We start from the raw sequence: 24067 nt of genomic DNA, 5'->3' as shown, positions 1-24067 counted from the left end.
TCCAAAGCTAAATATCGCAACGTCCGCCAGCTAGCGGCGGAACAAGGGGTTACTGATGCGCGCGTCCTATCTCTTCACCAGCGAGTCCGTGTCCGAAGGCCATCCGGACAAGGTGTGCGACCGGATCTCCGACGAGATCGTCGATCTGTTCTACCGCGAAGGACCGAAGGCAGGCATCGATCCCTGGCAAATTCGTGCCGCCTGCGAAACGCTCGCGACCACCAACAAGGTCGTGATCGCCGGCGAGACCCGCGGTCCCGCATCCGTCACCAACGAGCAGATCGAAGGCGTCGTCCGCGCCGCGATCAAGGACATCGGCTACGAGCAGGACGGCTTCCACTGGAACACCGCTGACATCGAGATCCTCTTGCATCCGCAGTCCGCCGACATCGCGCAGGGCGTCGATGCGCTGCAGCCGGGCGAGGTCAAGGAAGAAGGCGCGGGCGACCAGGGCATCATGTTCGGCTACGCCACCAACGAGACGCCCGATCTGATGCCGGCGCCGATCTTCTACGCCCACAAGATCCTCCGCCTCATCTCCGAAGCGCGCCACTCCGGCCGCGAGAAGGTGCTGGGCCCTGACTCCAAGAGCCAGGTCACCGTGCAGTACGAGAACGGCAAGCCGGTCGGCGTGCGCGAGATCGTGGTGTCGCATCAGCATCTCGTCGAGGACATCTCGTCCAAGCAAATTCGCGACATCGTCGAGCCCTACGTGCGCGAGGCGCTGCCGAAGGATTGGATCACGGCGAAAACCATCTGGCACATCAACCCGACCGGCAAGTTCTACATCGGCGGTCCCGACGGCGATTCCGGCCTGACCGGCCGCAAGATCATCGTCGACACCTACGGTGGTGCGGCCCCGCACGGCGGCGGCGCGTTCTCCGGTAAGGATCCGACCAAGGTCGACCGCTCCGCGGCTTACGCTGCCCGCTACGTTGCCAAGAACATCGTCGCGGCCGGTCTCGCCGATCGCTGCACGCTGCAGCTCGCTTACGCCATCGGCGTGGCGCGCCCGCTGTCGATCTACATCGACACCCACGGCACCGGTAAGGTGTCGGAAGATCAGCTCGAGAAGGCCGCTGCCAAGGCGATGGATCTCACCCCGCGCGGCATCCGCAGCCATCTCGATCTCAACCGCCCGATCTATGCGCGCACCTCCGCCTACGGCCATTTCGGCCGCACGCCCGACAACGAGGGCGGCTTCTCCTGGGAGAAGACCGATCTCGTCGAAGCGCTCAAGCGCGCCGTCTGATCACCGACGTCATTTCCGGGGCGCCGCGACAGCGGCGAACCCGGAACCTTATCCATCGTATCGAGATTCCGGGTTCGTCTCTTCGAGGGCGACCCGGAATGACCAATTCAACAACAGGACCTCCGCTATGAATGCGAAGCCCGGCTTCACCGACTACATATCGTCAAGGACATTTCGCTCGCCGATTTCGGCCGCAAGGAACTCTCGCTGGCCGAAACCGAGATGCCCGGCCTGATGGCCACGCGGGAAGAATACGGCCCGAAGCAGCCGCTGAAGGGCGCACGCATCGCCGGCTCGCTGCATATGACGATCCAGACTGGCGTGCTGATCGAGACGCTGGCCGCACTCGGCGCCGACATCCGCTGGGTCTCCTGCAACATCTATTCGACGCAAGACCACGCGGCGGCTGCGATCGCGGCCGCCGGCATTCCGGTGTTCGCGGTCAAGGGCGAGAGTCTTACCGAATACTGGGACTACACCGCCAAGCTGTTCGACTGGCACGGCGGCGGTCACCCGAACATGATCCTCGACGACGGCGGCGACGCCACCATGTACGTCCATCTCGGTCTGCGCGCCGAGAACGGCGACACCAAGTTCCTGGACAACCCGGGTTCGGAAGAAGAGGAAGTATTCTTCGCGCTTCTGAAGAAGCAGCTCAAGGGAAAAGCCGAAGGGCTACTTCGCCGGGATCGCCAAGAGCATCAAGGGCGTTTCCGAAGAAACCACCACGGGCGTGCATCGTCTCTATGACATGCAGAAGGCGGGCACACTGCTGTGGCCTGCCATCAACGTCAACGACAGCGTCACCAAGTCGAAGTTCGACAACCTCTATGGCTGCCGTGAATCGCTGGTCGACGGTATCCGTCGCGGCACCGACGTGATGATGTCGGGCAAGGTCGCGATGGTCGCGGGCTTCGGCGACGTCGGCAAGGGTTCGGCCGCTTCGCTGCGCCAGGCCGGCTGCCGCGTGCTGGTCTCGGAAGTCGATCCGATCTGCGCGCTCCAGGCTGCGATGGAAGGCTACGAAGTCGTGACCATGGAAGACGCCGCCCCGCGCGCCGACATCTTCGTCACCGCGACCGGCAACAAGGACATCATCACCATCGAGCACATGCGCGCGATGAAGGATCGCGCCATCGTCTGCAACATCGGCCACTTCGACAACGAGATCCAAATCGCGGGTCTGCGCAACTTGAAGTGGACCAACGTCAAGCCGCAGGTCGACGAGATCGAATTCCCCGACAAGCACCGCATCATCATGCTGTCGGAAGGCCGCCTGGTGAATCTCGGCAACGCCATGGGCCATCCCTCGTTCGTGATGTCGGCCTCCTTCACCAACCAGACGCTGGCGCAGATCGAGCTTTTCGCCAACAACAAGGACGGCAAGTACAAGAAGGAAGTCTACGTGCTGCCGAAGTCGCTCGACGAAAAGGTCGCGCGCCTGCACCTCGCCAAGATCGGCGTCAAGCTCACCGAACTGCGCAAGGACCAGGCCGACTACATCGGCGTGAAGCAGGAAGGTCCGTACAAGTCGGACCACTATCGGTACTGAGGCGCTGATCGTATCGATCATCGACGCAAAGCCCCGGAGCGATCCGGGGCTTTGTTGTTTTGAGCGCGACGCACGTGTCTCCTCGCGGTTGTGTCAGGGCCGATTGCTAGCAGTTGACGCGCGATCATCTCGGTCAGACAATCCTTGGCGGCGGAGGAAACCATGGCCCAAGACCATTTCGATGTGCTGATCGTCGGCGCCGGCCTGTCCGGCATCGGCGCGGGCTATCATCTTCAGACCAAATGCCCGGGCAAGAGCTACGTCATCCTCGAGGGGCGCGACTGCATCGGCGGCACCTGGGACCTGTTCCGCTATCCCGGCGTTCGCTCCGACAGCGACATGTTCACGCTCGGCTATTCCTTCAAGCCGTGGACCAATCCGAAGGCGATCGCCGACGGGTCGCAGATCCTGAATTATGTGCGCGAGACCGCAGCCGAGAACGGCATCGAAAAGCACATTCGCTTCCGCCATCGTGTCAAACGTGCGGCGTGGTCGACGAGTGAGGCGCGCTGGACGATCGAGGTTGAGCGCATCACGGGCGAGGGCGCGACCGAAACCGTGCGCTTCACCTGCAATTTTCTGTTCATGTGCTCGGGCTATTACAAATACGAGGCGGGCTACACGCCGGAGTTTTCGGGCGTCGCGGATTTCGACGGCCGCATCGTGCATCCGCAGAAATGGACCGACGACATCGACTGCGCGGGCAAGCGCGTCGTCGTGATCGGCTCGGGCGCGACTGCGGTGACGCTGGTGCCGGAGCTCGCCAAGACGGCTGCGCGGGTCACGATGCTCCAGCGCTCGCCGACCTATGTGGTGTCGCGTCCGGCGCAGGATCCCGTCGCCAACAAATTGCGCCGCAATCTGCCGACGCGCCTTGCCTATCATCTGATCCGATGGCGCAACGTGATGTGGGGGATGTTCTTCTTCCAGCTCAGTCGCCGCCGCCCGGCGAAAGTGAAGGCGCTGGTTCTCAAGGGCGTACAGATGGCCCTCGGCTCCGACTATGACGTCGCGACCCATTTCACGCCGCGCTACAATCCCTGGGACCAGCGGCTCTGCCTCGTGCCGGATGGCGATCTGTTCAAGGCGATCCGCGAGCAGCGCGCCTCCGTGGTCACCAAAGAGATCGACACGTTCACGCACGACGGCATCCGCCTGAAGGACGGCAGCGAGCTTGCGGCCGACATCGTCGTGACCGCGACGGGGCTGGTGCTCCAAGTCGTCGGCGGTCTCGACATCAGTGTCGACGGCCGCGCCGTCGATTTCGCCGATACGCTGACCTACAAGGGCATGATGTACGCCGACGTGCCGAACATGGCTTCGGCGTTCGGTTACACCAACGCATCATGGACGCTGAAATGCGACCTCACCTGCGAATATGTCTGCCGGCTCATCAATTACATGGACCGGCACAATTTCCGGCAGTGCATGCCGCATAACGACGACCCGGAGATCACCGCGCAGCCGTCGCTCGATTTCACCTCGGGTTACGTGCAGCGCTCGGTCGCGAAGATGCCGAAGCAAGGCTCGAAGCAGCCGTGGCGGCTTTACCAGAACTATGCGTTCGACATCGTCTCCTTGCGGTTCGGCCGGATCGACGACGGCGTGATGCGGTATTCCTGATCGCGCCGGCGGCCCGCAGCGCCGATCCAAATCCGGAGCGATCGCCGAGATGGCCGGTGACCAGCGGGCCGACGATTGCGCCAAGGCCGTACAGCCCCCAGTAGCGGGGGCCGGCCGCGATGCCCTGGCCGAGCCCGCCCGCGACGAAATCGACGATGAAGACCATGTGCGGCACCAGGGCCACCGCGTTGAGGCCGTATTGGACCAGCAGGGCGCGGACAGCGGGCGAAGCATGGTCGTGCTTCGCGTGATGCGAAGTCGCCGCATCGGCCTTAAACTCAGCAGGCCAGCTCCACCAGCTCGCTAGCGTGAGTACAGACGAGAGCGCACCAAGCCCATACCAGCTCTGCTGCAAACCCTGCTGGAGCAGCAGCCACCAGCGAGCCCGACGCGGCGACGCCGAGCCCGACGCCCGCAAAGATCACGCCGCCGACGATGCCGCGCCGCGTGGCCGAAGTGTGCGGCAGAATGACGGAGGCCGCCAGCGCCATGATGATTCCTCCGGTGAGGCCGGACAGGAAGCGCCGCCTATGCGGCCGTGGCGTCCGCCGTCGCCGGGCGTGGCGTGGCGCGGATGTATTCGTACCAGGTGGCCGAGCAGGTCGCGCGCGGCGAATTAGAGATCGTGCTGGCCGGCGACGAAGATCCGGAGATGCCCGCGCATTTGATCTGCCCGCAGGGCCGGCTCTCGGTGCCCAAAGTGCGAGCCTTCACCGACTTTGCCGTGCCCCGGCTGAAGAAGCACTTTGCGCAACTGAAGAAGAGCATCAAGGCGCGTTGAACGGCTGCGCGCTCGGCAATGCGTTGTTTCGCGTATTCGGCCACCCCGGTGAATCGGCCATGCTGGCCGAACGGTTAACGCCGGATTAACCGCGGAGTCCTAGCCTGTCTCGGCCGGGGTTACTTGCAAGGCCGAGGTGAGCCCAATGGAAGCCCAGAAGATCGCGGTCGACGCCGTCGTCGCGTTGACCGATTGCGACCGCGACGCCGTCATCGCCTTCATCCGCCGGCTCTATCTCGCCGGCGTAACCGATCCCAAGCGCCTGACCTTCAAGGGTCTCCAGGCGCTGTCGCGGCTCTGATTCGGCTCGTTTCAGCCTCAAGTCACCCGTCCTTACTCTCTCGAGCGTGATTGCAGCCCACCGGTGAATATCTTGCCGGTCGGGCGGTGTCGGGGTAGATCACGTCCCCGGCTGGATCACTGGGGGAACGGGAGATGCTGAAACAGCTTTTTGCACCGCAGCTCGTCATACTCTATGTGCTGGCGGCGTCGACGATCTACATTCATTTCCGCGGCAAGCACCGGCTGCGCTTCGCGCGCCAGCTCGGCGATCACTCCACCTATCTCTCGCCCTACAACGTGCTGATGTATGCGGGATCGGCGGTGCCGAACAGGCCGGTGATCCCGGTCGATCAGTTTCCCGAGCTCAAGCCGCTCAGCGAGAATTGGCAGACCATTCGCGATGAGGCCATTCGCCTGTTCGACGAAGGCTTCATTCGCGCAGCGGCGAAGAACAACGATTGGGGTTTCTACTCGTTCTTCAAGAGCGGCTGGAAGCGGTTTTACCTGAAATGGTACGACGACTTTCTACCCTCGGCGCGCACGCTGTGCCCGAAGACGGTGGAGCTGCTCAACTCTATCCCGAGCGTGCATGGCGCGATGTTCGCGATGCTGCCGCCGGGCGGCAAGCTCGGCGCGCACCGCGATCCCTTCGCCGGCTCGCTGCGCTACCACCTCGGCCTCGTCACGCCGAACTCGAACAAGTGCCGGATCCTGGTCGACGGCGTCGAATGCGTCTGGCGCGACGGCGAGGCCTTCATGTTCGACGAGACCTTCATCCACAGCGCGGAGAATGAGACCGACGTCAACCGCATCATCCTGTTCTGCGACGTCGAGCGTCCGATGAAGTACGGCTTCATGACCGCGATCAACCGCTGGGTCAGCCATCACATCGTCAAGGCGTCGGCGACGCAGAACGTCGACGGCGAGGATGTCGGCGTGCTCAACAAGCTGTTCGGCAAGCTCTACGAGATCCACCTTGCGAGCCGCAAGGTCAAGCAATGGAATCGCAACGTCTACTACACGGTGAAATACTCGCTGACGGCGCTGATCCTCGGCCTCATCGTGATGTCGGCATTGCGGTGATCGCTTATGCATGGGGTGGCGAAGCAAACCACAAGCATTTTCTAGTGATGGTGCTTGTGTCCTTCGGAGCTATCAGGGCGCTGGTAACCTCGCAGCTCCGCGTATCGCTGCATTTGGCTCTGATCGAGCAAGGCGGCTGTCGACAGATGATATTTGAGGTGGCTTTCGCGGAGCAGTGCCTGGGTTTCCGAAATAGCAACGAGGGTCGCCTTGAGTGACTCCGGGGTCACGACGCGGGCAGAGAAGAGCCGGTCCAACTCCGTTTCCTGCTCGACAAGCTTGTTACCCAGTGGGACCGCCTCTTGCTTCATGGCATCGAAGAGGCGCTGAACCTGGATGCGCTGATCCGCGGTCAAGTCAAGCCGATCACCGAACTCAAGAACATGGCTCGGACCGGGATATCCATTGAGTTCGGCGGCAAGCGCCAGGCCCATGCCACGACCGGTTCGAAGATCGTCGACCTGCTGGTGCGACAGCGCCTTGATGGGGCGCTGCTCAAGGCCAGCATAGGGCTGACTGGACTGCGCGCTGGCAACGTTGCACGAGACGATGAACGTGGCCGCAAGCAGGATAAGGCGTCTCATGAGTCTGGCTCCATGAAATCGGGCCCGGGTTCGTTGATCGTGTCCATCGGTGCTCTCCACATATCTTGCTGGACGGTTCGCCCCATGGCAACAAGATTGCCTGATGAGCGGTCAAACATGGAGCAGGCAATGGCCCCGTTGCCAGTTGCGAACACTGAGCTGGTGCAATTCTTCCGCGAGTGGCTAAATACCTTCGCGGGCTATGTCCGCGAGGTCGATTATGCTTCGGCGCGGCCGCTCTTCCATCCGGATGTGCTGGCCTTCGGCACGCATAACGATGTCATCCCAGGCCTCGATCAATGGGTCTCGACGCAATGGGACAACGTCTGGCCGAAGACGACCGACTTCCGATTCGTGATTGAGCAAACCTCGATCCTGGCATCACGGGACGGCGCGATGGCAACCGTGATCGCGCCGTTCACGAGCACGGGCTATCACCCCGATGGCAGCCCGTTTCCGCGTCCGGGCCGCGCCACCATGGTGTTTTCCTGCAATGCCGAGGGTTGGCTGTGCGTGCATTCCCACATGTCGCTCAATCGCGGTGTGCCGCAGGCAAGCCACGCCGACCGGCCGGTGAAGGCCTGGTAGATCGGCATCGTCCGCCATCGAAATGCAAAAGGCCCCGGACATGTCCGGGGCCTTGTTATTTCGAGCCGCCGTAAGCCCTACTCCGGTTGGCCGATCGACACCTTCAGCGTGCCGACGCCATCGACGCCGCATTCGAGCTTGTCGCCGGGCTGGAGCTGCGACACGCCGGCCGGTGTGCCCGTCATGATGATGTCGCCGGCGGCGAGCTTCACCTGCTGCGAGAGCTGCCAGATGATCTCAGGCACGTTCCAGATCAACTCGGTAAGGTCGCCCTGCTGCGCTTCCTTGCCGTTGACCGTGAGCCAGATCTTGCCCTTGGCGGGATGGCCGATCTTCGATGCCGGCTGCACCGCAGAGCAAGGGGCGGAGCCGTCGAACGACTTGCCGACCTCCCACGGACGCTCCTTCTTGCGCGAGGCGATCTGGAGGTCGCGGCGGGTGAGATCGATGCCGACGGCGTAGCCGTAGACATGGTCGAGCGCCTTGTCGGCGGGGATATTGAGGCCGCCGCTTTTCATCGCGACGATCAGCTCGACCTCGTGATGGAGATCCTTGGTCAGCGGCGGATAGGGAATGGTGGCGCCGTCAGGCACAAGCATGTCGGCGTGCTTGGCGAAGAAGAACGGCGGGGCGCGCTCGTCGTTGCCCATCTCGCGGATGTGCTCGAGATAGTTGCGGCCGACACACCAGATGCGGCGCACGGGATAACGGCCGCTTTCCCCGACGACGGGAAGCGATGCCTGGGCCGGAAGCGGGATGACGTAGGAGGCGGCGTTCATGAAGCGGTCTCGCTGCTCTTGGGGTGAAACGAACTCTATGCGGTTGCGCTGATCGGCGCCAGAGCGCCTGCGTCGTGATGTTGCAGGCGGAAGAACGAAGCGTAGCGTCCGCCGCGGCGGAGCAGCTCGTCATGCCGGCCCTGCTCGACGATCTCGCCGCCCTCGACTACCAGGATCGCATCCGCGTGCATGATAGTGTGCAGGCGGTGCGCGATCACGATGGTGGTGCGGTTCCGGCAGAGATGCTCGATCGCCTCCTGCACTTGCCGCTCGGACTCGGAATCCAGCGCGGCTGTGGCTTCGTCGAGCAGGATGATCGGCGCGTTCTTGATCAGCGCGCGCGCGACCGCGATGCGCTGGCGCTGGCCGCCGGACAGCTGCGTGCCGTGCTCGCCGACCGGCGTGTCGTAGCCGAGCGGGAAGCTCATGATGAAATCATGTGCGCAGGCTGCTTTCGCAGCATCGATGATTTGTTCTTCGGTCGCACCAGACCGGCCGAAGGCGATGTTGCTGCGGATGGTGTCGCGGAACAGATAGACGTCCTGACCGACATAGGCGGTCTGTGCGCGAAGCGATTTGCGCGAGATCGAGCCGATCGACTGGCCGTCGATCACGATGACGCCTTGAGTCACCTCGTAGAAGCGCAGCAGCAGCGCCAGCACGGTCGACTTGCCGCCGCCGGAGGGGCCGACCAATGCGGTGACCTTGCCGGGCTCGGCAACGAAACTCATGCGGTTGAGAACGGTCTCGCCGGTCCGGTAAGAGAAGCTGACGTCGTTGAGCTCGATGCGTGCATCCGACAGTTTCAGCGCCGGCTTGTCGTCGTCAGAGTGCTCGCTCGCGGGGCTGTCGACGACTTCGAGCAGCATGCGGGCGCCGACGAGCTGGCTGTTGAGGTCGATGTTGAGCCGCGCCAGCCGTTTGGCGGGCTCGGTCGCCATCAGGAACGCGGTCATGAACGAGAAGAACGCGCCGGGCGTGGCGTTGAGCGCGACCACGCTATAGCCGCCATAAAGCAGGCAGCCGGCGACCGCGAAGCCGCCGAGCATCTCCATCAGCGGGTTGGAGCGGTTGGCGACGCGGGCCATCTTGTTGGCGTTGCGCTCGACGATCGCGATGTTCTCGTCGATGCGGTTCTGCATGGTGTCTTCGAGCGTGAACGCCTTGACTGTGCGGATGCCTTGCAGCGATTCCTGCATCGTCTCCAGGATGTCGGCGGTGCCGGTGAACTGGTTATAGGCGAGGCCCTTGATGCGCTTGACCAGCTTGCGCAGCACCAGCATCGCCGGCGGCACCACGACGAGGCCGATGAACGACATCACCGGGTCCTGCCACACCATCACGCCGATCATGGCGAGCAGCATCATGAGGTCGCGCCCGACCGCGTTGACCAGCATGTTGAGGACATCGGTGATGGACTTTGCTCCGGCCGTCAGCCGCGCCAAAAACTCCGACGAATGCCGCTCGGAGAAGAATCCGACGCTCTCGCGCATCAGCTTGGCGAACAGCTGGCGCTGGTTGGTGGCGAGGATGGCGTTGGAGATCTTGGTCAGGATCACCATGTGGCCGTAAGTCGCCACGCCCTTGATGAAGAGCAGGATCACCGTGATGCCCGAGAACATCGCGATGCCCGGGATGTTCTTGTCGACATAGGCCTGGTTGATGACCTGGCCGAGCACGTAGGTCGCGCCCGCGGTCGATCCGGCGGCAAGCGCCATCAGCGCGAAGGCGACGAGGTAACGCCGCCAGTAGATGACCCCTTGTTCCGTGACAAGGCGGCGAACGAGGACCGCTGCCGCATAGGGATCGTCGGTGATTTTCTTTGGAAACTGGGCCATCCGTAGTCCATTGACGGCACAGGAAAAAAGCCTGCCCGCGCGTCAGGGATCGAACGGCCTCTGTGCCCGCTAAAGCCGCGCTTTTCAAGCCCAATTAAGGACTTGCGCCCGGATGGAATCTAGGCCGAGGCGGCGTGGCGGAGTTCGCCGTGGCGCTCGCGGAACAGCTTGTCCTCCCACGCCAGCGCATGCGCGGCGATGGTCTCGAGGTCGTCGTATTGCGGCTTCCAGTCGAGCAGGCTGCGGATGCGGCTGGTGTCGGCGACCATGGTCATGATGTCGCCGGACCGGCGCGGGGCGTATTGCACGGCAAAGCTGCGCCCGGAAACCCGGCGCACCGCGTCGATGGTTTCCAGCACGGAATAGCCGCGGCCATAGCCGCAATTCAGCGTCGTCGAGGCGCCGCCATTGCGCAAATACGCGAGCGCCGAGCGATGCGCCTGCGACAGGTCCGTGACGTGGATGAAGTCGCGGATGCAGCTGCCGTCCTGGGTCGGATAGTCGGTGCCGAACACGTCGATCTTGGCACGCTGGCCGGTCGCGGCTTCCACTGCGATCTTGAGCAGATGCGTGGCGCCGACGGTGGCGAGCCCGATGCGCGCCTGCGGATCGGCACCCGCAACGTTGAAGTAGCGCAAGGTCACGTATTGCATGCCGTAGGCGGCGGCGACGTCGTGCAGCATTATCTCGGTCATCAGCTTCGACGAACCGTAGGGCGACAGCGGCCGCGTCGGCGCGTGTTCGGGCACCGGTACCAGGTCCGGATTGCCGTAGACGGCGGCGGTCGAGGAGAAGATGAAGCGGTTGATGCCGCGCTTGACTGCGACGTTGAGCAGGTTGCGGGCGGTCATGAAATTGTTGCGGTAATAGCCGAGCGGATCGCGCATCGAATCCGGCACGACCACCGAGCCCGCGAAATGGATGATGCTCTCGATATTGTGCTGGGCGATCACGCCTTCGAGCAGGTTCTCGTCGCCGGCATCGCCAATGAACAGCGGCACGCCTTCGGGCAGATACGCGGAGAAACCGGTGGAGAGATCGTCGATCACGACGACGTCCTCGCCGGCTTCCGCCAGCGCCAGAACCGTGTGACTTCCGATATAGCCGGCGCCGCCGGTGACTAGCACAGTCATGGTCTCACCCGTCTTCGATCAACGCTGCAAACTAACGTCTGCGTGGTGAAGAGGGGGTATCGGCACGGCTGAACTGGTCACTATGCTTAATGTTGCGTATAGGGGGCCAACGAAGCGGAGCATGACGTGGCGAATTCCCCCGGCGATCTCGAAGTGATCGTGCCAAATCTGCACAGGCGCTATTCCGGGGTCACCGCGACCAACCGGATGGTGGCGCCGCGGCTGGCAAAGCTGTTTCGCGCGAGCTGGTTCGGCTCCGACGCGCCGGAGGGGATCGCGCGGCTGAGCAGTGCCGATCTCCTGAAATTATGGCGCCGCAAGCAGCCCTTGATCTGGCATGCGCGGCGCAACAACGAGATGATCGCAGGCGTCGTGCTGCGCGCGCTCGGCTGGCCGTTGAAACTGGTCTTCACCTCCGCAGCACAACGGCAGCACACCTGGATCACGCGCTGGCTGATCCGGCGCATGGACGCGATCATCGCGACGTCAGACATCTCGGCCTCGTTCCTGAAAGTGCAGGCGACGGTGATCCCGCATGGCGTCGACACTGAAATCTATGCGCCGCCGCTCGATCGCACTGCTGCCTTCGCAGAAGCTGCGCTGCCGGGCCGCTATGCCATCGGCTGTTTTGGTCGCGTGCGCGCGCAGAAGGGCACCGATGTCTTCGTCGATGCGATGTGCCGCTTGCTGCCGCGGTATCCGGATTTCAGCGCTATCATCGTCGGACAGGTCACGCCCGAGCAAACTCCCTTTGCGAACGATCTGAAGAAGCGGATCGAGGCCGCCGGCCTGCAATCGCGTATCGTCATCACCGGCGAGTTGCCGATTGAGGACGTGCAGCGCTGGTATCAGCGGCTGACGATCTACGCCTTCACCTCACGCAACGAAGGTTTTGGCCTGACGCTGATCGAGGCGATGGCAGCCGGCAGCGCCCTGGTCGCCGCGCGCGCAGGCGCCGCCGAACTTGTGGTCGAGGATGGTGTGACCGGCGTGCTGATCTCGACCGGCGACGCGGATGCGCTGGCAGCAGCGCTCGAGCCGCTGATGCGCGACGTGACCGCCGCAACGGCAATGGGCGAGCGCGGGCGGGCACGGGTGCTCGAACGATTCAGCCTCGATGCGGAAGCGGCGCGGATCGGCGAGGTCTATCGGCCGCTGCTTTGAACTGGCGCTTAGAGGGCCACAACCAAAAACGCGAAAACAACCCCATGCACAGTAGCCGGCGATAGTGAAATCAATGGCTTGGCGGTGCGGCGATGTGTTGCTGATTTTACGAAATGGATTTGACCCGTCGGGCAAAACACTGGCAGGATGTCATCATCGGCAGCCCAATGGCCTCAGCTCTCAGCCCGTCCCCCAGCCTCACCCAGCACCCGCTCCGCAATCCCCACCACCTCGCTCGCCGCGATATCCCGCATGCAGCGGTGGTCGTTCATCTTGCAGATCGTGCTCTGGCAGGGCTGGCACGACAGCACGCTCTTGTCCTGGACCACGGTCGCGGCGAGGCCGTTGAGGGGGGCCCAGAGGTAGGGGCTGGTCGGGCCGAAGATGCCCATGGTCGGCGTGCCCAGGGCGGCGGCGATGTGCATCAGCCCGGAATCGTTGGAGATTGCGACGCCGGCCGCCGCCATGGCCAGCACGCCGTTGCGCAAATCGTTGCCGGTGAGGTCCCGGACCCCCGGGCCGCCGGCCGCGACAATCTCCTGGGCCAGGCCCTTTTCCCCGGGGCCGCCGACCACCCAGACCTCAAAGCCGCGCGCGGCCAGCAAGCGGGCGGCCTCGGGATAGTAGGTCCAGCGCTTTGACACCCCGACCGAGCCGGGGGCCAGCGCTACGGCCGCCCCAGCACTCAGGCCGTTGATCTGCCGCCAGCGGACGATGTCCTCGGCCGGAACCCGCAATTGCGGCACCGGCCATTCAGCAGGCAAGGGCGCGCCGTCGGGCTGGGCCAGCGCGGCGTTCTTGTCGATGAAGCGGGGCAGTTTCTTTTCGCCCCAGCGCCAGCGGTTGAGCAGGCCGAACCGGAATTCGCCGACGAAGCCGACCCTTTCCGGAATTCCGGCCAAAGCGGGCGCGATGGCGGCCTTCCAGGTCCGGGGCAGCACCAGGGCGGTGCCGTAGTTCCGCTCGCGCAGGAGCTTCGCCAGGCCGAGCTGGCGGCCCACGGCGAGTTGGCTGCGCGGCAGGTCCCAGACGACGCCCTCGCGCACGCCGGGCATGTAGTCGACCAGAGGAGCGCACAGGGATGTCGTCAGGAGATCGATCGGCCGGTTCGGCCAGCGCTCCTTCAGGACCCGCACCACGGTGTGATTCCGGACGAAATCGCCGATCCACATGTACGGGACGATCAGGATCGGGCGGGTGTCGCTCCGATCTGTATCTCCGCCAAATTGCGAATCTTTGTTCATTCGTTATATTGGACCGTGGGTTCGCTGATGTGGCGGTTCGGTTAGCCGCTCCTGGCCGGCAGGTAAAGCCGGCAGGAGCGGCAATCCCAAAACCGCTTACACTTTGGCGGATCATGCGCTAGGGCAGGACCGGGCCGCAAAACTTCGGGCAGGCGAAATCTGGCGGGGAAGTTGGAATGTTGCTGGTGACCGGCGGAGCCGGTTTTATCGGATCGAATGTCGTCGCCGCGCTGAACGAGGCCGGCCGTAGCGACGTCGTGGTTTGTGATTTCCTCGGCAACGACGGCAAATGGCGCAATCTCGCCAAGCGGCAGCTTGTGGATATCGTGCCGCCGGCTGAGCTGCCGGACTGGCTGAAGGGCCGCAAGCTCGATGCCGTGATCCATCTCGGGGCGATTTCCGCGACCACCGCGACCGACGGCGACCTCGTATTCGAGACCAACTTCCGCCTGTCGATGCGCCTCCTGGACTGGTGCACGGCGAATGCGGTGCCGTTGATCTACGCCTCCTCGGCGGCGACCTATGGCGACGGCGAGGCAGGATTTGACGACGACAGCTCTGTGCCTGCGCTGAAAAAACTGCGGCCGATGAATCTCTACGGCTGGAGCAAGCACCTGTTCGATCTCGCCGTCGCCGAGCGCGCGGCGAACGGCGAGAAGCTGCCGCCGCAATGGGCCGGCCTGAAATTCTTCAACGTGTTCGGCCCCAACGAATACCACAAGGGCTCGATGATGAGCGTGCTGGCGCGCCGCTTCGACGACGTCAAAGCGGGCCGCGTCGTGCAATTGTTCAAGTCGCATCGCGAGGGCATCGCCGACGGCGATCAGCGCCGCGATTTCATCTATGTCGACGACGTCGTGCGCGTCGTCATGTGGCTGCTGGCGACGCCGTCGGTGGTCCGGCATCTTCAACGTCGGCACCGGCAAGGCACGCAGCTTCAGGGATCTGATGCTCGCGGCCTATTCCGCGCTCGGCGCGAGGCCCAACATCGAATATATCGACATGCCCGAGCAGATCCGCGGCAGCTACCAGTATTTCACCCAGAGCGAGGTCGATCGCCTCCATTGCGCCGGCTATAATAGTGGTTTCACGACGCTCGAGGACGCGGTGAAGGCCTATGTCGGGGATTACCTCGACCGGCCCGATCGCTTCCGCTGAGGCCCATCACCATGCCGACGCCCATTCTCGATTTCGATGCCCTCGCGCAAGCCATCTCAGGCCGCACGGTGCTGTGCATCGGCGACATCATGCTGGACGAGTTCGTCTATGGCGAGGTGTCGCGGATCTCGCCGGAAGCGCCGGCGCCCGTCCTCGCGGCGCAACGCAGCGAGATCCATATCGGCGGTGCCGGCAATGTCGCGCGCAACGTCGCTTCCCTCGGCGCGCGCTGCATCTTCGTCGGCCTCGTCGGCGAGGACGATGCGGGCAGGCAGCTCGCCTCGGCGCTTGCGGAGCAGGGTGCAATCGAAAGCGTGCTGGTGTGCGATCCCTCGCGCCCGACCACGCGAAAGGTCCGCTTCGTCTCCGAGCATTTTTCCACGCACATGCTGCGTGCGGATTGGGAGCAGGCACAGCCTGCCTCCGATACGATCGAGACCAGGCTGATCGAAGCGATCCTGCCGCAGATCGCGCGCGCCGACATCGTGCTGCTCTCCGACTATGCCAAGGGCGTGCTGACCGCCCGCGTGATCCGCCACACCATCGACGCCGCGCGAAAGCTCGGCAAGCCCGTGATCGTCGATCCGAAGAATGTCAATTGGGCGATCTATCGCGGCGCGACGCTCCTCACGCCCAATCGCAAGGAATTTTCGGAGGCGACCAGAAGCCGCGCCGACACTTCACAAAGCATCGTCGATGCAAGCGAGGACGTGATGCGGCTCGCCGATTGCGAGGCGATCCTGGTCACGCAAGGCCAGCACGGCATGACGCTGGTGCCGCGCAACGGCGAGGCCGTTCACGTTCCGGCGGTCGCGGTGAAAGTGCGTGACGTCTCCGGCGCCGGTGACACCGTCGCCGCCGCGCTCGCGGTGTCGCTCGCCACGGGCGCGGACTGGGATACGGCCCTGCGCATGGCCAGTGCCGCCGCCGCCGTCGCCGTCGGCAAGCAGGGCACCGCCACCGTGAGCACGGCCGAGCTGAAGCGAAAGATATTGCCGCATGCCTATCTCGCGGCCGAGGAGAAGATCGTGCTCGAGCCTGGTACGCTCGACACGCAGCTCGCGGAATGGAAGCAGCAAGGCCAGCGCATCGGCTTCACCAATGGCTGCTTCGACATCCTGCATCCCGGTCACGTCAAGGTGCTGACGGCGGCGCGCGCCGCCTGCGACCGCCTGATCGTGGGCCTCAACAGCGACGCATCGGTGCGGCGGCTGAAGGGCGCGGATCGCCCCGTTCAGGACGAGCGGGCGCGTGCGGAAGTGCTGGCGGCGCTCGAAGCCGTCGATCTCGTCGTCATCTTCGAGGAGGATACGCCGATCGACCTCATCACCCGCATCAAGCCGAGCGCGCTGGTGAAGGGCGGCGACTACACCCGCGAGCAGGTGGTTGGCCATGAGGTTGTCGAAGCCGCGGGCGGGACGGTCGTGCTGGTCGACATCCTCCGGGGCTTCAGCACGACGGCGCTGGTTCATCGCGCGCGCGGAGAGGGCAAGTGACGACGCTCGCGGGGGAGACGACCGGCCAGGTGCTGTGGCGGCGTCTGCGCAGTCCGGCGGCCTGGTCCGAGACGGTTGATCTGTTCGCGATCCTGACTGCGGCCTCGCTGCCATGGTCGACGTCGCTTGCGGCGATCTTCAATGTTTTGATGCTGCTCTGCATGGCGCCGTTTCTCGACATCCGCGAGTTCCTGCAATCGCTCAAGCGTCCGATCTGCGCGGCGCCGATTGCGCTGGTCCTGCTCGCACTGGTGGGGACGCTGTGGTCGGACGCGGCCTGGGGTGCGCGCTTCTACGCGGTCAATCCGACCGTCAAGCTGCTGGTGCTGCCGGTCCTGCTCTATCACTTTGCGCGCTCGCCGCGCGGACATCGGGTGTTCGTCGCGTTCCTGGTGTCCTGCGCGCTGCTGTCGGTGATGTCCTGGCTCGTCGCCTTCTACCCCGACCTCGCGCTCAAGTCGGACCGCGTCGAACGCGGCATCTTTGTCAAGAACTACATCGACCAGAGTCAGGAGTTCGCGCTCTGCGCGGTCGCGCTCGCCTATCCGATCGTGCAGTTGCTGCGCCAGAAGCGCTACTGGATCGCCGGGCTGCTCACGACGCTTGCGCTCAGCTTCTTCGTCAACATGGCCTTCGTAGTGGTGTCGCGCACTGCGCTCGTCACTGTTCCGATCATGTTCGGTGTGTTCGCGTTGCTTCATCTGAAATGGCGCAGCATCGCGATCATCTCCGCCGCCCTGCTCGTGGGCGCGGTTCTCGCCTGGCAGGCCTCGCCGCAATTGCGCAAGACCGCCGACAGCTTTGCCAGCGACTACACGCGCTATGTGGAAAACGGCGCGCCGACCTCGGCCGGCTTGCGGCTCGAATTCTGGCGGAAATCCCTTGGCTTCTTCGCGGAGGCGCCGATCAAGGGGCACGGCACGGGCTCGACGCGCGGATTGTTCGAGCGGGCCGCGACGCCGGGCGTCGACCTGTACCAGGCATCATCCGAGGTGATCGGCAACCCGCATAACCAGACGCTGAACGTTGCCGTGCAATGGGGCATCATCGGAATTGTCGTTCTCTACGCCATCTGGATTCTGCATCTGCTGTTGTTTCGCGGCGACGGGCTGGCAAACTGGGTCGGCCTCCTGGTCGTGGTCCAGAACGTCTTCACCTCGCTGTTCAACTCCCATCTGTTCGACTTCCACGAGGGCTGGATGTACGTCATCGGTGTCGGCGTTGCCGGCGGCATGGTGATTCCGGGCCCAGCAGGCCGAGACGAAGGCGGCGGAAGCCGGTTCCTGAACGGCCGCGTGTTGAGCAGCAAGCCTTGACTGGCAAGCCTTGACTGGCATGTCTTGCCGAGATGGGTTATCAGCGCGGTCAGGTTGCACCTAACTGGATTTTCATCGGTCAGCGGATGACGCGTCTTTCGCATCTCACCTTGCGCAATTTCTTCATCGCGCTCCACGACCTGCTGGCGACCACGGCCGCGCTGTTCGCTGCCTTCTATCTGCGCTTCGAGGGCGGCGAAGGTTTCTTCGACCGCCTGCCGCTGCTGATCCAGATCCTGCCCTATTTCCTCGCCTTCAGCGTGGTCGTGTTCTTCGTCTTCAACCTGACCACGACGAAATGGCGCTTCATCTCACTGCCCGACGCGCTGAACATCATCCGCGTCGCGACCGTGCTGACGGTTGCGCTCCTGGTGCTCGACTACATCTTCGTCGCCCCCAATGTCCGCGGCGCCTTCTTTCTCGGCAAGGTGACGATCGTCCTCTATTGGTTCATCGAGATCTCCTTCCTCAGCGCGTTGCGCATGGCCTACCGTTATTTCCGCTATACGCGGGTGCGGCGTCAGGCCCGCATCGGGGATGCCGCGCCGACGCTGCTGATCGGCCGCGCCGCGGATGCCGAGGTGCTGTTGCGCGGAATCGAGAGCGGGGCGATCAAGCGCATCTGGCCGGTCGGCGTGCTGTCGCCGTCGAGTTCCGATCGCGGCCAGTCCATCCGCAACGTCCCGGTTCTGGGCGGCGTCGATGACATCGAGGATGTCGTCGCCGACTTCGCCAAGCGCGGCAAGCCGATCGCGCGCGTGGTGATGACGCCGACGGCATTCGAGCCGGAGGCCCATCCCGAATCGATCCTGATGCGGGCGCGCAAGCTCGGCGTGATCGTGAGCCGCATGCCCTCGCTCGAGAGCGGCGACACGCCGCGGCTCACCGCCGTCGCCGTCGAGGACTTGCTGCTGCGGCCGAGCGAGACGATCGACTATGCGCGGCTCGAGGCCCTGATCGAGGGCAAGGCCGTGATCGTCACCGGCGGGGGCGGCTCGATCGGTTCCGAGATCTGCGAGCGTGTCGTCGCGTTCGGCGCCACGCGCCTCCTGATCGTGGAAAATTCCGAGCCCGCGCTCTACGCGATCACGGAAGCGCTCGCGGCGCGCGGCACAGCTGCTTCGATCGAAGGGCGGATCGCCGATATTCGCGACCGTGAGCGCATCATGCGTCTGATGGCCGACTTCAAGCCGGACATCGTGTTCCACGCCGCCGCGCTCAAGCACGTGCCGATCCTCGAGCGCGACTGGAGCGAGGGCGTCAAGACCAACATCTTCGGCTCGATCAACGTTGCCGATGCCGCGCACAGTGCCGGCGCCGAAGCCATGGTGATGATCTCGACCGACAAGGCGATCGAGCCGGTGTCGATGCTCGGCCTCACCAAGCGCTTCGCCGAGATGTATTGCCAGGCGCTCGACCATGATCTCGCGGCAGGCCACGGCGGCGCGAGCCGGTCGATGCGGCTGATCTCGGTCCGGTTCGGCAATGTGCTGGCGTCGAACGGCTCGGTGGTGCCGAAGTTCAAGGCCCAGATCGATGCCGGCGGCCCCGTGACGGTCACGCATCCCGACATGGTCCGTTACTTCATGACCATTCGCGAGGCCTGCGATCTCGTCATCACGGCGGCAACGCATGCGCTCGGAACACAGCGTTCCGACGTGTCGGTGTACGTGCTCAACATGGGCCAGCCTGTAAAGATCGTAGATCTCGCCGAGCGCATGATCCGCCTCTCTGGCTTGCAGCCGGGCTACGACATCGAAATCGTGTTCACGGGCATGCGGGCCGGCGAACGCCTGCACGAAATCCTGTTTGCCTCCGAGGAGCCGACCCGCGAGATCGGCGTCGCCGGCATCATGGCCGCGCAGCCGAACGAGCCGCCGATGCAGACGCTGCGCAAATGGATTGCAGCGCTGGAGCAGGCGATCGCGCGCGACGATCGCGCCACCATCAGGACCATCCTGAAGGACGCGGTTCCGGAATTCGGGTCGACCGCGGCCTGACCATGCAGCCTCGAGGCAAGATCGTCGTCGCGAGCCAGCATTACCCGCCTGATCCCAGCACGACGGCGGCGATCATGGCCGAGATCGCCTGCCGCATCGCCGGGGATCACGAGGTCGTGGTGCTGTCGGGCTCATCAGGCGCGCTGCCGGCGTCGCTGACCGGGCCCGGCAAGCCGCGCGTCGTCGCCGTCAAGAACCGTATCGCGGGCAAGGCGGCGCTGGTGCGGCGCGGCGCCTCCGAGCTGCTGTTCGCGGCGCGCACGTTCCTGGCGTTGACACGGGAGCTGAGGCGAGGTGACGTCGTGCTCACCGTCACCGCGCCGTTCATGCTGCCTTATGCGGTCGCGGCGGCGGCAAGGCTGAAGGGCGCGCGCTCTGCGCTGATCATGCACGATCTCTTCCCCGACGTGCTGGTGATGGCGGGCCTGCTCAAGCCCGGTTCGATCGTGACCATGACGATGCGCGCCGCCAACAGCCTGATGTTCCGCGCGCTCAATGCCGTCATCACCATCGGCCGCGATGCGGAGCGGCCGCTGCTGAGCTACTCCGGCATGACGCGGAACAAGATCCGCTTCATCCCGAACTGGGCGACGCTCGCGCCCGCACCCCGCCCGGTGACGGCGGACAATCCGTTCCGCAAGGCGCATCGCGCGCGTTTCATTGTCGGCCTGTCGGGAAATCTCGGCTTCACCCACGATCCGGAGATCGTGTTCGAGGCGGCGCGCCTTTTGAAAGACGATTCGAACATCCACTTCCTGCTCTCTGGCTGGGGCATCGGCTTCGAGCGGCTGACGCAGTTGCAGGCCGAAGCGAACTTGCCCAATGTCTCCTTCGTGGCGCGGGTCGAGAATGCCGAGCTCGAGGCATTCCTGGCGGCGGCCAATCTCTGGATCATTCCGTACCGGAAGGATGTTGCGGGGGTGTCGGTGCCGAGCCGGTTCTACAATCTGCTGGCGGTTGGCCGTCCCGTGGTGCTGGTCTCCGAGCCGGAGGCCGAGGCCGCGTTGACGGTGGTGGAGAACGGTCTGGGCTGGGTCGTGACGCCGGGCCGTGCCGATCAACTGGCCGAGGCGATCCGGGCGGCGTCTCGCTCCGACGATGTCACTATTGCGGAGCGCGCGGTGAAGGCGGCAGCGAAGTTCGATCGCGTCACCGCGATGAACGCCTATGCCGCCGTGGTCGACGAATTGCTGCGCAACCCCGAACTGGCGGAGCAACGATGAACGAGCTCAAGCCAGTCGTACTCGTGACGGGGGCGAGCGGTTTCGTCGGCCGTCATGTCGTGCCCGCGCTGGCGCGCGAGGGATGGTCGGTCCGCCGCGCAGTGCGCAGCCCGGAAGGCATGGACGACGAGGTCGTGATCGAGACGATCGGCCCCGAGACCGACTGGCAGGCCGCGCTTCAAGGCATCGACGCGGTGGTCCATCTCGCCGCGCGCGTGCATCACAAGCACGAGGAGCATGCGGTCCAGCTCTACCGCAACGTCAACATTGCCGGCACGCTGCACCTGGCGCGCAGCGCGGCGACGGCTGGCGTGCGTCAGTTCATCTTCGTCAGCACAGTTCTCGTGCACGGCCGCAGCAACGAGGGCCGCGCGCCGTTCAGCGAGGACGATATCCTGACGCCGCGCGGCCTCTACGGCATGTCCAAGGCCGCGGCCGAGGCGGGCTTGAAGACGCTGGCGCGCGACAGCGCCATGAAGATTTCGGTGATCAGGCCGCCGCTGGTCTATGGTGCGGGCGCCAAGGGCAATTTCGCGCTGTTGACTCGTGCCGTGAACCTCGGGCTGCCGCTGCCCTTTGCCGCGATCCACAATCACCGCGCCTTCCTTGCCGTGCAGAACCTGTCGTCGTTCATCCTGCGCCGGCTCTCCCATCCCGATCCCACGAGCAACTACGAGATCTTCCTGGTGGCCGACAAGGAGCAAGTCTCCACGCCCGAATTCATCGAGCGGCTGGCGAAAGCTGCCGGCAAGAACTCGCGGCTGTTCGGCATGCCGCCGGACCTGCTCTCAACGCTGCTGAGCGTGATGGGCCGGCAGGATACGCATGACAGCCTGATCGGCTCGCTCGAGCTCAACCTCGCCAAGGTGACCGCAACCGGCTGGCAGCCGCAGGTCTCTCTCGACGAGGGCTTGCGGCTGGCGCTGTCGGCTCAGGACGCCTGACGGCGGGAGAAGCGCCGCAGCACAAATCCGATCGCGATCGCGCCGGCGAGCAGGGAGAGAAGCGTGATCGCGATCGCGCCGGCACGCGCGGTGACGATGGCAAGCAATGCCAGCACGAGGTTGAGCACGAACACTTCGCGAATCACTTGCGGGACCGTGAAGGCGTTGTCGGTGGCGCGCTGGTAGAAGTGCGAGCGATGCGCCGACCAGAATTGTTCGCGGCGCGCGATGCGGCGAAACAGCGTGATGGTGGCATCCGCGAGGTAATAGGCCGGCAGCAGCAGCGCTGCGGCTGCTTGTCCGTGCCAGGCGAGCTCGAGCAGGCACCATCCGAGCAAAAGGCCGATCGGCAGGCTGCCGACATCGCCCAGGAAGACCTTTGCGAGCGGCTTGTTGAACGGCGCAAAGCCGAGCACGGCGCCGCACAGCGCCGCGGCGATCAGCGCGGCCGGCCACGACAAATCGCTGAGCAGTCCCAGCAGCAGCAGCGCCGCGGTGACGGGCACGACTTCCGCCACCGTCATCAGGTCAAGCCCGTCCATGAAGTTGACGAGGTTCACGAACCACACGCCCGCCAGCAGGATGAGGCCGCGCTCCAGCGCCAGCGGCAGCGCCGGCGCGATGCGCGCCGTCTCGGGCGCGGTGAACACGACGGCGCCGACCGCGGCGGCCTGCAGCACGAGGCGCACGAGCACCGGCAGCGACACGATGTCGTCGGCAAATCCGACCAGGGCGATCAGGATCGTCGCAGCGATCAGCGCGGGTGGAATGGCGACGTTCGCCCAGGCTGCCCAGGCTGATGCGACCAGCAGCGTCGCGGCGATTACCGCGATGCCCGCACCCTGCGGGGTCGGGATACGATGCGAGGACCGCGCGTTGGGGCGCGCCAATGCGTAGCGCTGGAGCAGGGGGCGGCTGGTCCAGGTGATGGCGGCCGACACCAGCGCGGCAATGGCAACGGCAAGCAGCGAGGGTAGGGCGCCGAGCGCGTCAACGGTCGCGTTCACTCCGGCACCCCGAGCGGCGCCGACCCCTGCGCGGCTTTCTCCGCGCTGAGGATCCAGACCAGGCCGCCGACAGCGCCGACGATGAAGTACACGGCGCCGAACAGGAGCGAGACGTTGACGCCCTCGTTCGTGGCAAGTCCCGCGAAGCCGAACGCGAGGCCCATGGTGGCTTCACGCACGCCCCAGCCGGCGATCGAGATCGGCATCATCGTGATCAGCATCACCGGCGGTACGAGCATAAAGACGTCGCTGAAGCCGACCGGCGCCGCGATCGACTGCACGACGCACCAGGCGACCACGACGGCCAGCACATGCACGGCGAGCGACAGGATCACGACCGCCGGTCCGCGCGAGCGGCTGAAGATCACGCGGTTGGCGATCACGGCACAGGCGTGAATGTGATGCGTGGCCCACCAGGTTTTCAGCCAGTGCCATTTCAGCGCGCCGAAGACCAGGAAGCCGAGACCACCCGCGAGCGCCGCGAGGTCGACGAGCAGCAGCGCCGAGCGCCCGTGCGGATCGGCGATGAGGGCGTAGCTCCAGGGCAGGCTCGCGACGATGATGATCGCGAGCGCGATCAAACCGATCGCGCGGTCGACGAAGATCGAGTAGGTCGCAGCGCGCCAGCCGGCGCCCGCGCGCGCGACGAGCCAGAGCCGGACCGCATCGCCGCCGATCGCCGACGGCAGGGTCTGGTTGAAGAACGATCCGATCACGTTGTAGCGCATGGCCCGGCCGAGCTCGAGCGGCGCGCCGCATTCCGCGCTGATCTCGCGCCAGCGCAGCACGCCGACGAAGATTTGCAGGAACGTGATCGCGATTGCCAGGCCGATCCAGAACAGGCTGGTCACGGTGAAACGCGAAAACAGTTCGGACAGATCGACCTTGCGCAGCGCCAAATAGAGCAGCGCTCCGGAAATCAGGATCTTGGCCGTCGACAGCAGGATTCGGCGCATTTCGCCCGCGTGAACAAGGGATTTGAAACCACCCGACGCGAGGCGCCGAATTCGGCCGCTTTGG

General features: G+C 64.6%; 17 protein-coding genes and 5 pseudogenes. 14 read left to right on the top strand and 8 right to left on the bottom strand.

Going from position 1 to position 24067, the window contains the following annotated elements; all coding sequences use genetic code 11:
- The first annotated feature begins 55 nt into the window (after positions 1-55).
- The 3 genes and pseudogenes from metK (at position 56) to ACVWW3_RS17375 (ending at position 4427) form a co-directional block, all read left to right on the top strand.
- Positions 56-1252: a methionine adenosyltransferase gene (gene metK / locus ACVWW3_RS17385; RefSeq protein WP_247352142.1), complete on the top strand. Its 1197-nt coding sequence runs from the start codon at positions 56-58 to the stop codon at positions 1250-1252.
- Positions 1253-1379: 127 nt separating this feature from the next.
- A pseudogene (ahcY, locus tag ACVWW3_RS17380) lies at positions 1380-2804 on the top strand (adenosylhomocysteinase).
- A 162-nt stretch (positions 2805-2966) separates the two neighbouring features.
- Entirely contained in the window at positions 2967-4427 is a 1461-nt protein-coding gene (locus ACVWW3_RS17375; RefSeq protein WP_456649239.1) for a flavin-containing monooxygenase, read from the top strand.
- Here ACVWW3_RS17375 and ACVWW3_RS17370 read toward each other — a convergent pair.
- Positions 4414-4951, bottom strand: a pseudogene (locus ACVWW3_RS17370) (YbfB/YjiJ family MFS transporter); the annotation flags it as partial. The gene ACVWW3_RS17375 and the pseudogene ACVWW3_RS17370 sit on opposite strands and share 14 nt — an antisense overlap.
- On the opposite strand from ACVWW3_RS17370, the pseudogene ACVWW3_RS17365 reads away from it, so the two are divergent.
- From ACVWW3_RS17365 to ACVWW3_RS17355, 3 genes and pseudogenes are all read left to right on the top strand, one after another.
- Positions 4948-5208: pseudogene (locus ACVWW3_RS17365) on the top strand (LysR substrate-binding domain-containing protein); the annotation flags it as partial. The pseudogenes ACVWW3_RS17370 and ACVWW3_RS17365 overlap by 4 nt on opposite strands.
- A gap of 145 nt (positions 5209-5353) precedes the next feature.
- Positions 5354-5509 (top strand): hypothetical protein, encoded by a 156-nt coding sequence (locus tag ACVWW3_RS17360; RefSeq protein ID WP_247352127.1) that lies wholly within the window; start codon positions 5354-5356, stop codon positions 5507-5509.
- A gap of 134 nt (positions 5510-5643) precedes the next feature.
- A complete protein-coding gene (locus tag ACVWW3_RS17355) occupies positions 5644-6573 on the top strand; it encodes an aspartyl/asparaginyl beta-hydroxylase domain-containing protein (protein ID WP_456649240.1) in 930 nt (309 codons plus the stop codon).
- 41 nt (positions 6574-6614) lie between these two features.
- Here ACVWW3_RS17355 and ACVWW3_RS17350 read toward each other — a convergent pair whose 3' ends face one another.
- Positions 6615-7157, bottom strand: a complete 543-nt coding sequence (locus tag ACVWW3_RS17350; RefSeq protein ID WP_456649241.1) for a Spy/CpxP family protein refolding chaperone — start codon at positions 7155-7157, stop codon at positions 6615-6617.
- A 129-nt stretch (positions 7158-7286) separates the two neighbouring features.
- Here ACVWW3_RS17350 and ACVWW3_RS17345 point away from each other — a divergent pair, with 129 nt between their 5' ends.
- Positions 7287-7745 carry a YybH family protein gene (locus tag ACVWW3_RS17345; RefSeq protein ID WP_456649242.1) on the top strand — a complete coding sequence of 153 codons (459 nt, stop codon included), beginning with the start codon at positions 7287-7289 and terminating at the stop codon, positions 7743-7745.
- Positions 7746-7822: 77 nt separating this feature from the next.
- Here the strand turns inward: ACVWW3_RS17345 and ACVWW3_RS17340 are convergent, their stop codons facing one another.
- The 3 genes from ACVWW3_RS17340 to galE all read right to left on the bottom strand — a co-directional run bounded on the left by ACVWW3_RS17340 (position 7823) and on the right by galE (position 11495).
- Entirely contained in the window at positions 7823-8524 is a 702-nt protein-coding gene (locus ACVWW3_RS17340) for a fumarylacetoacetate hydrolase family protein (protein WP_456649243.1), read from the bottom strand.
- A gap of 35 nt (positions 8525-8559) precedes the next feature.
- Entirely contained in the window at positions 8560-10362 is a 1803-nt protein-coding gene (locus tag ACVWW3_RS17335) for an ABC transporter ATP-binding protein (protein WP_456649244.1), read from the bottom strand.
- A 119-nt stretch (positions 10363-10481) separates the two neighbouring features.
- Positions 10482-11495, bottom strand: a complete 1014-nt coding sequence (galE, locus tag ACVWW3_RS17330) for a UDP-glucose 4-epimerase GalE (protein WP_456649245.1) — start codon at positions 11493-11495, stop codon at positions 10482-10484.
- A gap of 126 nt (positions 11496-11621) precedes the next feature.
- Between galE and ACVWW3_RS17325 the strand changes: the two genes are divergently transcribed.
- Positions 11622-12659, top strand: coding sequence for a glycosyltransferase family 4 protein (locus tag ACVWW3_RS17325; protein WP_456649246.1), 1038 nt, complete (start codon positions 11622-11624; stop codon positions 12657-12659).
- A 173-nt stretch (positions 12660-12832) separates the two neighbouring features.
- Here the strand turns inward: ACVWW3_RS17325 and waaF are convergent, their stop codons facing one another.
- Positions 12833-13903: a lipopolysaccharide heptosyltransferase II gene (waaF, locus tag ACVWW3_RS17320; RefSeq protein WP_456672031.1), complete on the bottom strand. Its 1071-nt coding sequence runs from the start codon at positions 13901-13903 to the stop codon at positions 12833-12835.
- 176 nt (positions 13904-14079) lie between these two features.
- On the opposite strand from waaF, the pseudogene rfaD reads away from it, so the two are divergent.
- The 6 genes and pseudogenes from rfaD to ACVWW3_RS17290 all read left to right on the top strand — a co-directional run bounded on the left by rfaD (position 14080) and on the right by ACVWW3_RS17290 (position 22040).
- Positions 14080-15061: pseudogene (gene rfaD / locus ACVWW3_RS17315) on the top strand (ADP-glyceromanno-heptose 6-epimerase).
- 11 nt (positions 15062-15072) lie between these two features.
- Positions 15073-16557, top strand: a complete 1485-nt coding sequence (gene rfaE1, locus ACVWW3_RS17310; protein WP_456649248.1) for a D-glycero-beta-D-manno-heptose-7-phosphate kinase — start codon at positions 15073-15075, stop codon at positions 16555-16557.
- A pseudogene (locus ACVWW3_RS17305) lies at positions 16554-17844 on the top strand (O-antigen ligase family protein). Before rfaE1 ends, ACVWW3_RS17305 begins: the two are co-directional and overlap by 4 nt.
- A 115-nt stretch (positions 17845-17959) precedes the next feature.
- On the top strand, positions 17960-19873 hold the full coding sequence (locus ACVWW3_RS17300) for an SDR family NAD(P)-dependent oxidoreductase (RefSeq protein ID WP_456649250.1): 1914 nt from the start codon (positions 17960-17962) through the stop codon (positions 19871-19873).
- Between the two features lie 2 nt (positions 19874-19875).
- On the top strand, positions 19876-21096 hold the full coding sequence (locus ACVWW3_RS17295; protein WP_456649251.1) for a glycosyltransferase family 4 protein: 1221 nt from the start codon (positions 19876-19878) through the stop codon (positions 21094-21096).
- Positions 21093-22040, top strand: coding sequence for an NAD-dependent epimerase/dehydratase family protein (locus tag ACVWW3_RS17290; protein ID WP_456649252.1), 948 nt, complete (start codon positions 21093-21095; stop codon positions 22038-22040). The genes ACVWW3_RS17295 and ACVWW3_RS17290 overlap by 4 nt, the downstream gene beginning before the upstream one ends.
- Here ACVWW3_RS17290 and ACVWW3_RS17285 read toward each other — a convergent pair.
- Both ACVWW3_RS17285 and ACVWW3_RS17280 read right to left on the bottom strand, forming a co-directional pair.
- Positions 22028-23047, bottom strand: coding sequence for a glycosyl transferase (locus ACVWW3_RS17285; protein WP_456672030.1), 1020 nt, complete (start codon positions 23045-23047; stop codon positions 22028-22030). The two genes, ACVWW3_RS17290 and ACVWW3_RS17285, sit on opposite strands and share 13 nt — an antisense overlap.
- Positions 23044-24003 carry a lysylphosphatidylglycerol synthase transmembrane domain-containing protein gene (locus ACVWW3_RS17280; protein ID WP_456649253.1) on the bottom strand — a complete coding sequence of 320 codons (960 nt, stop codon included), beginning with the start codon at positions 24001-24003 and terminating at the stop codon, positions 23044-23046. The genes ACVWW3_RS17285 and ACVWW3_RS17280 overlap by 4 nt, the downstream gene beginning before the upstream one ends.
- Between the last annotated feature and the right edge of the window lie 64 nt (positions 24004-24067).

It is taken from the genome of Bradyrhizobium sp. LM2.9 (assembly GCF_054056555.1).
The sequence above is the reverse complement of the archived record's forward strand: the minus strand, read 5'-3'. Positions and strand labels throughout refer to the sequence as shown.

Coding starts and splice junctions, on each gene's coding strand:
- ACVWW3_RS17340 (WP_456649243.1), bottom strand. CDS start 8,524: ATGAACGCCGCCTCCTACGTCATCCCGCTTCCGGCCCAGGCATCGCTT.
- rfaE1 (WP_456649248.1), top strand. CDS start 15,073: ATGCCGACGCCCATTCTCGATTTCGATGCCCTCGCGCAAGCCATCTCA.
- ACVWW3_RS17345 (WP_456649242.1), top strand. CDS start 7,287: ATGGCCCCGTTGCCAGTTGCGAACACTGAGCTGGTGCAATTCTTCCGC.
- ACVWW3_RS17350 (WP_456649241.1), bottom strand. CDS start 7,157: ATGAGACGCCTTATCCTGCTTGCGGCCACGTTCATCGTCTCGTGCAAC.
- metK (WP_247352142.1), top strand. CDS start 56: ATGCGCGCGTCCTATCTCTTCACCAGCGAGTCCGTGTCCGAAGGCCAT.
- ACVWW3_RS17280 (WP_456649253.1), bottom strand. CDS start 24,003: ATGCGCCGAATCCTGCTGTCGACGGCCAAGATCCTGATTTCCGGAGCG.
- ACVWW3_RS17295 (WP_456649251.1), top strand. CDS start 19,876: ATGCAGCCTCGAGGCAAGATCGTCGTCGCGAGCCAGCATTACCCGCCT.
- ACVWW3_RS17360 (WP_247352127.1), top strand. CDS start 5,354: ATGGAAGCCCAGAAGATCGCGGTCGACGCCGTCGTCGCGTTGACCGAT.
- galE (WP_456649245.1), bottom strand. CDS start 11,495: ATGACTGTGCTAGTCACCGGCGGCGCCGGCTATATCGGAAGTCACACG.
- ACVWW3_RS17300 (WP_456649250.1), top strand. CDS start 17,960: ATGACGCGTCTTTCGCATCTCACCTTGCGCAATTTCTTCATCGCGCTC.
- ACVWW3_RS17355 (WP_456649240.1), top strand. CDS start 5,644: ATGCTGAAACAGCTTTTTGCACCGCAGCTCGTCATACTCTATGTGCTG.
- ACVWW3_RS17290 (WP_456649252.1), top strand. CDS start 21,093: ATGAACGAGCTCAAGCCAGTCGTACTCGTGACGGGGGCGAGCGGTTTC.
- ACVWW3_RS17375 (WP_456649239.1), top strand. CDS start 2,967: ATGGCCCAAGACCATTTCGATGTGCTGATCGTCGGCGCCGGCCTGTCC.
- waaF (WP_456672031.1), bottom strand. CDS start 13,903: ATGAACAAAGATTCGCAATTTGGCGGAGATACAGATCGGAGCGACACC.
- ACVWW3_RS17335 (WP_456649244.1), bottom strand. CDS start 10,362: ATGGCCCAGTTTCCAAAGAAAATCACCGACGATCCCTATGCGGCAGCG.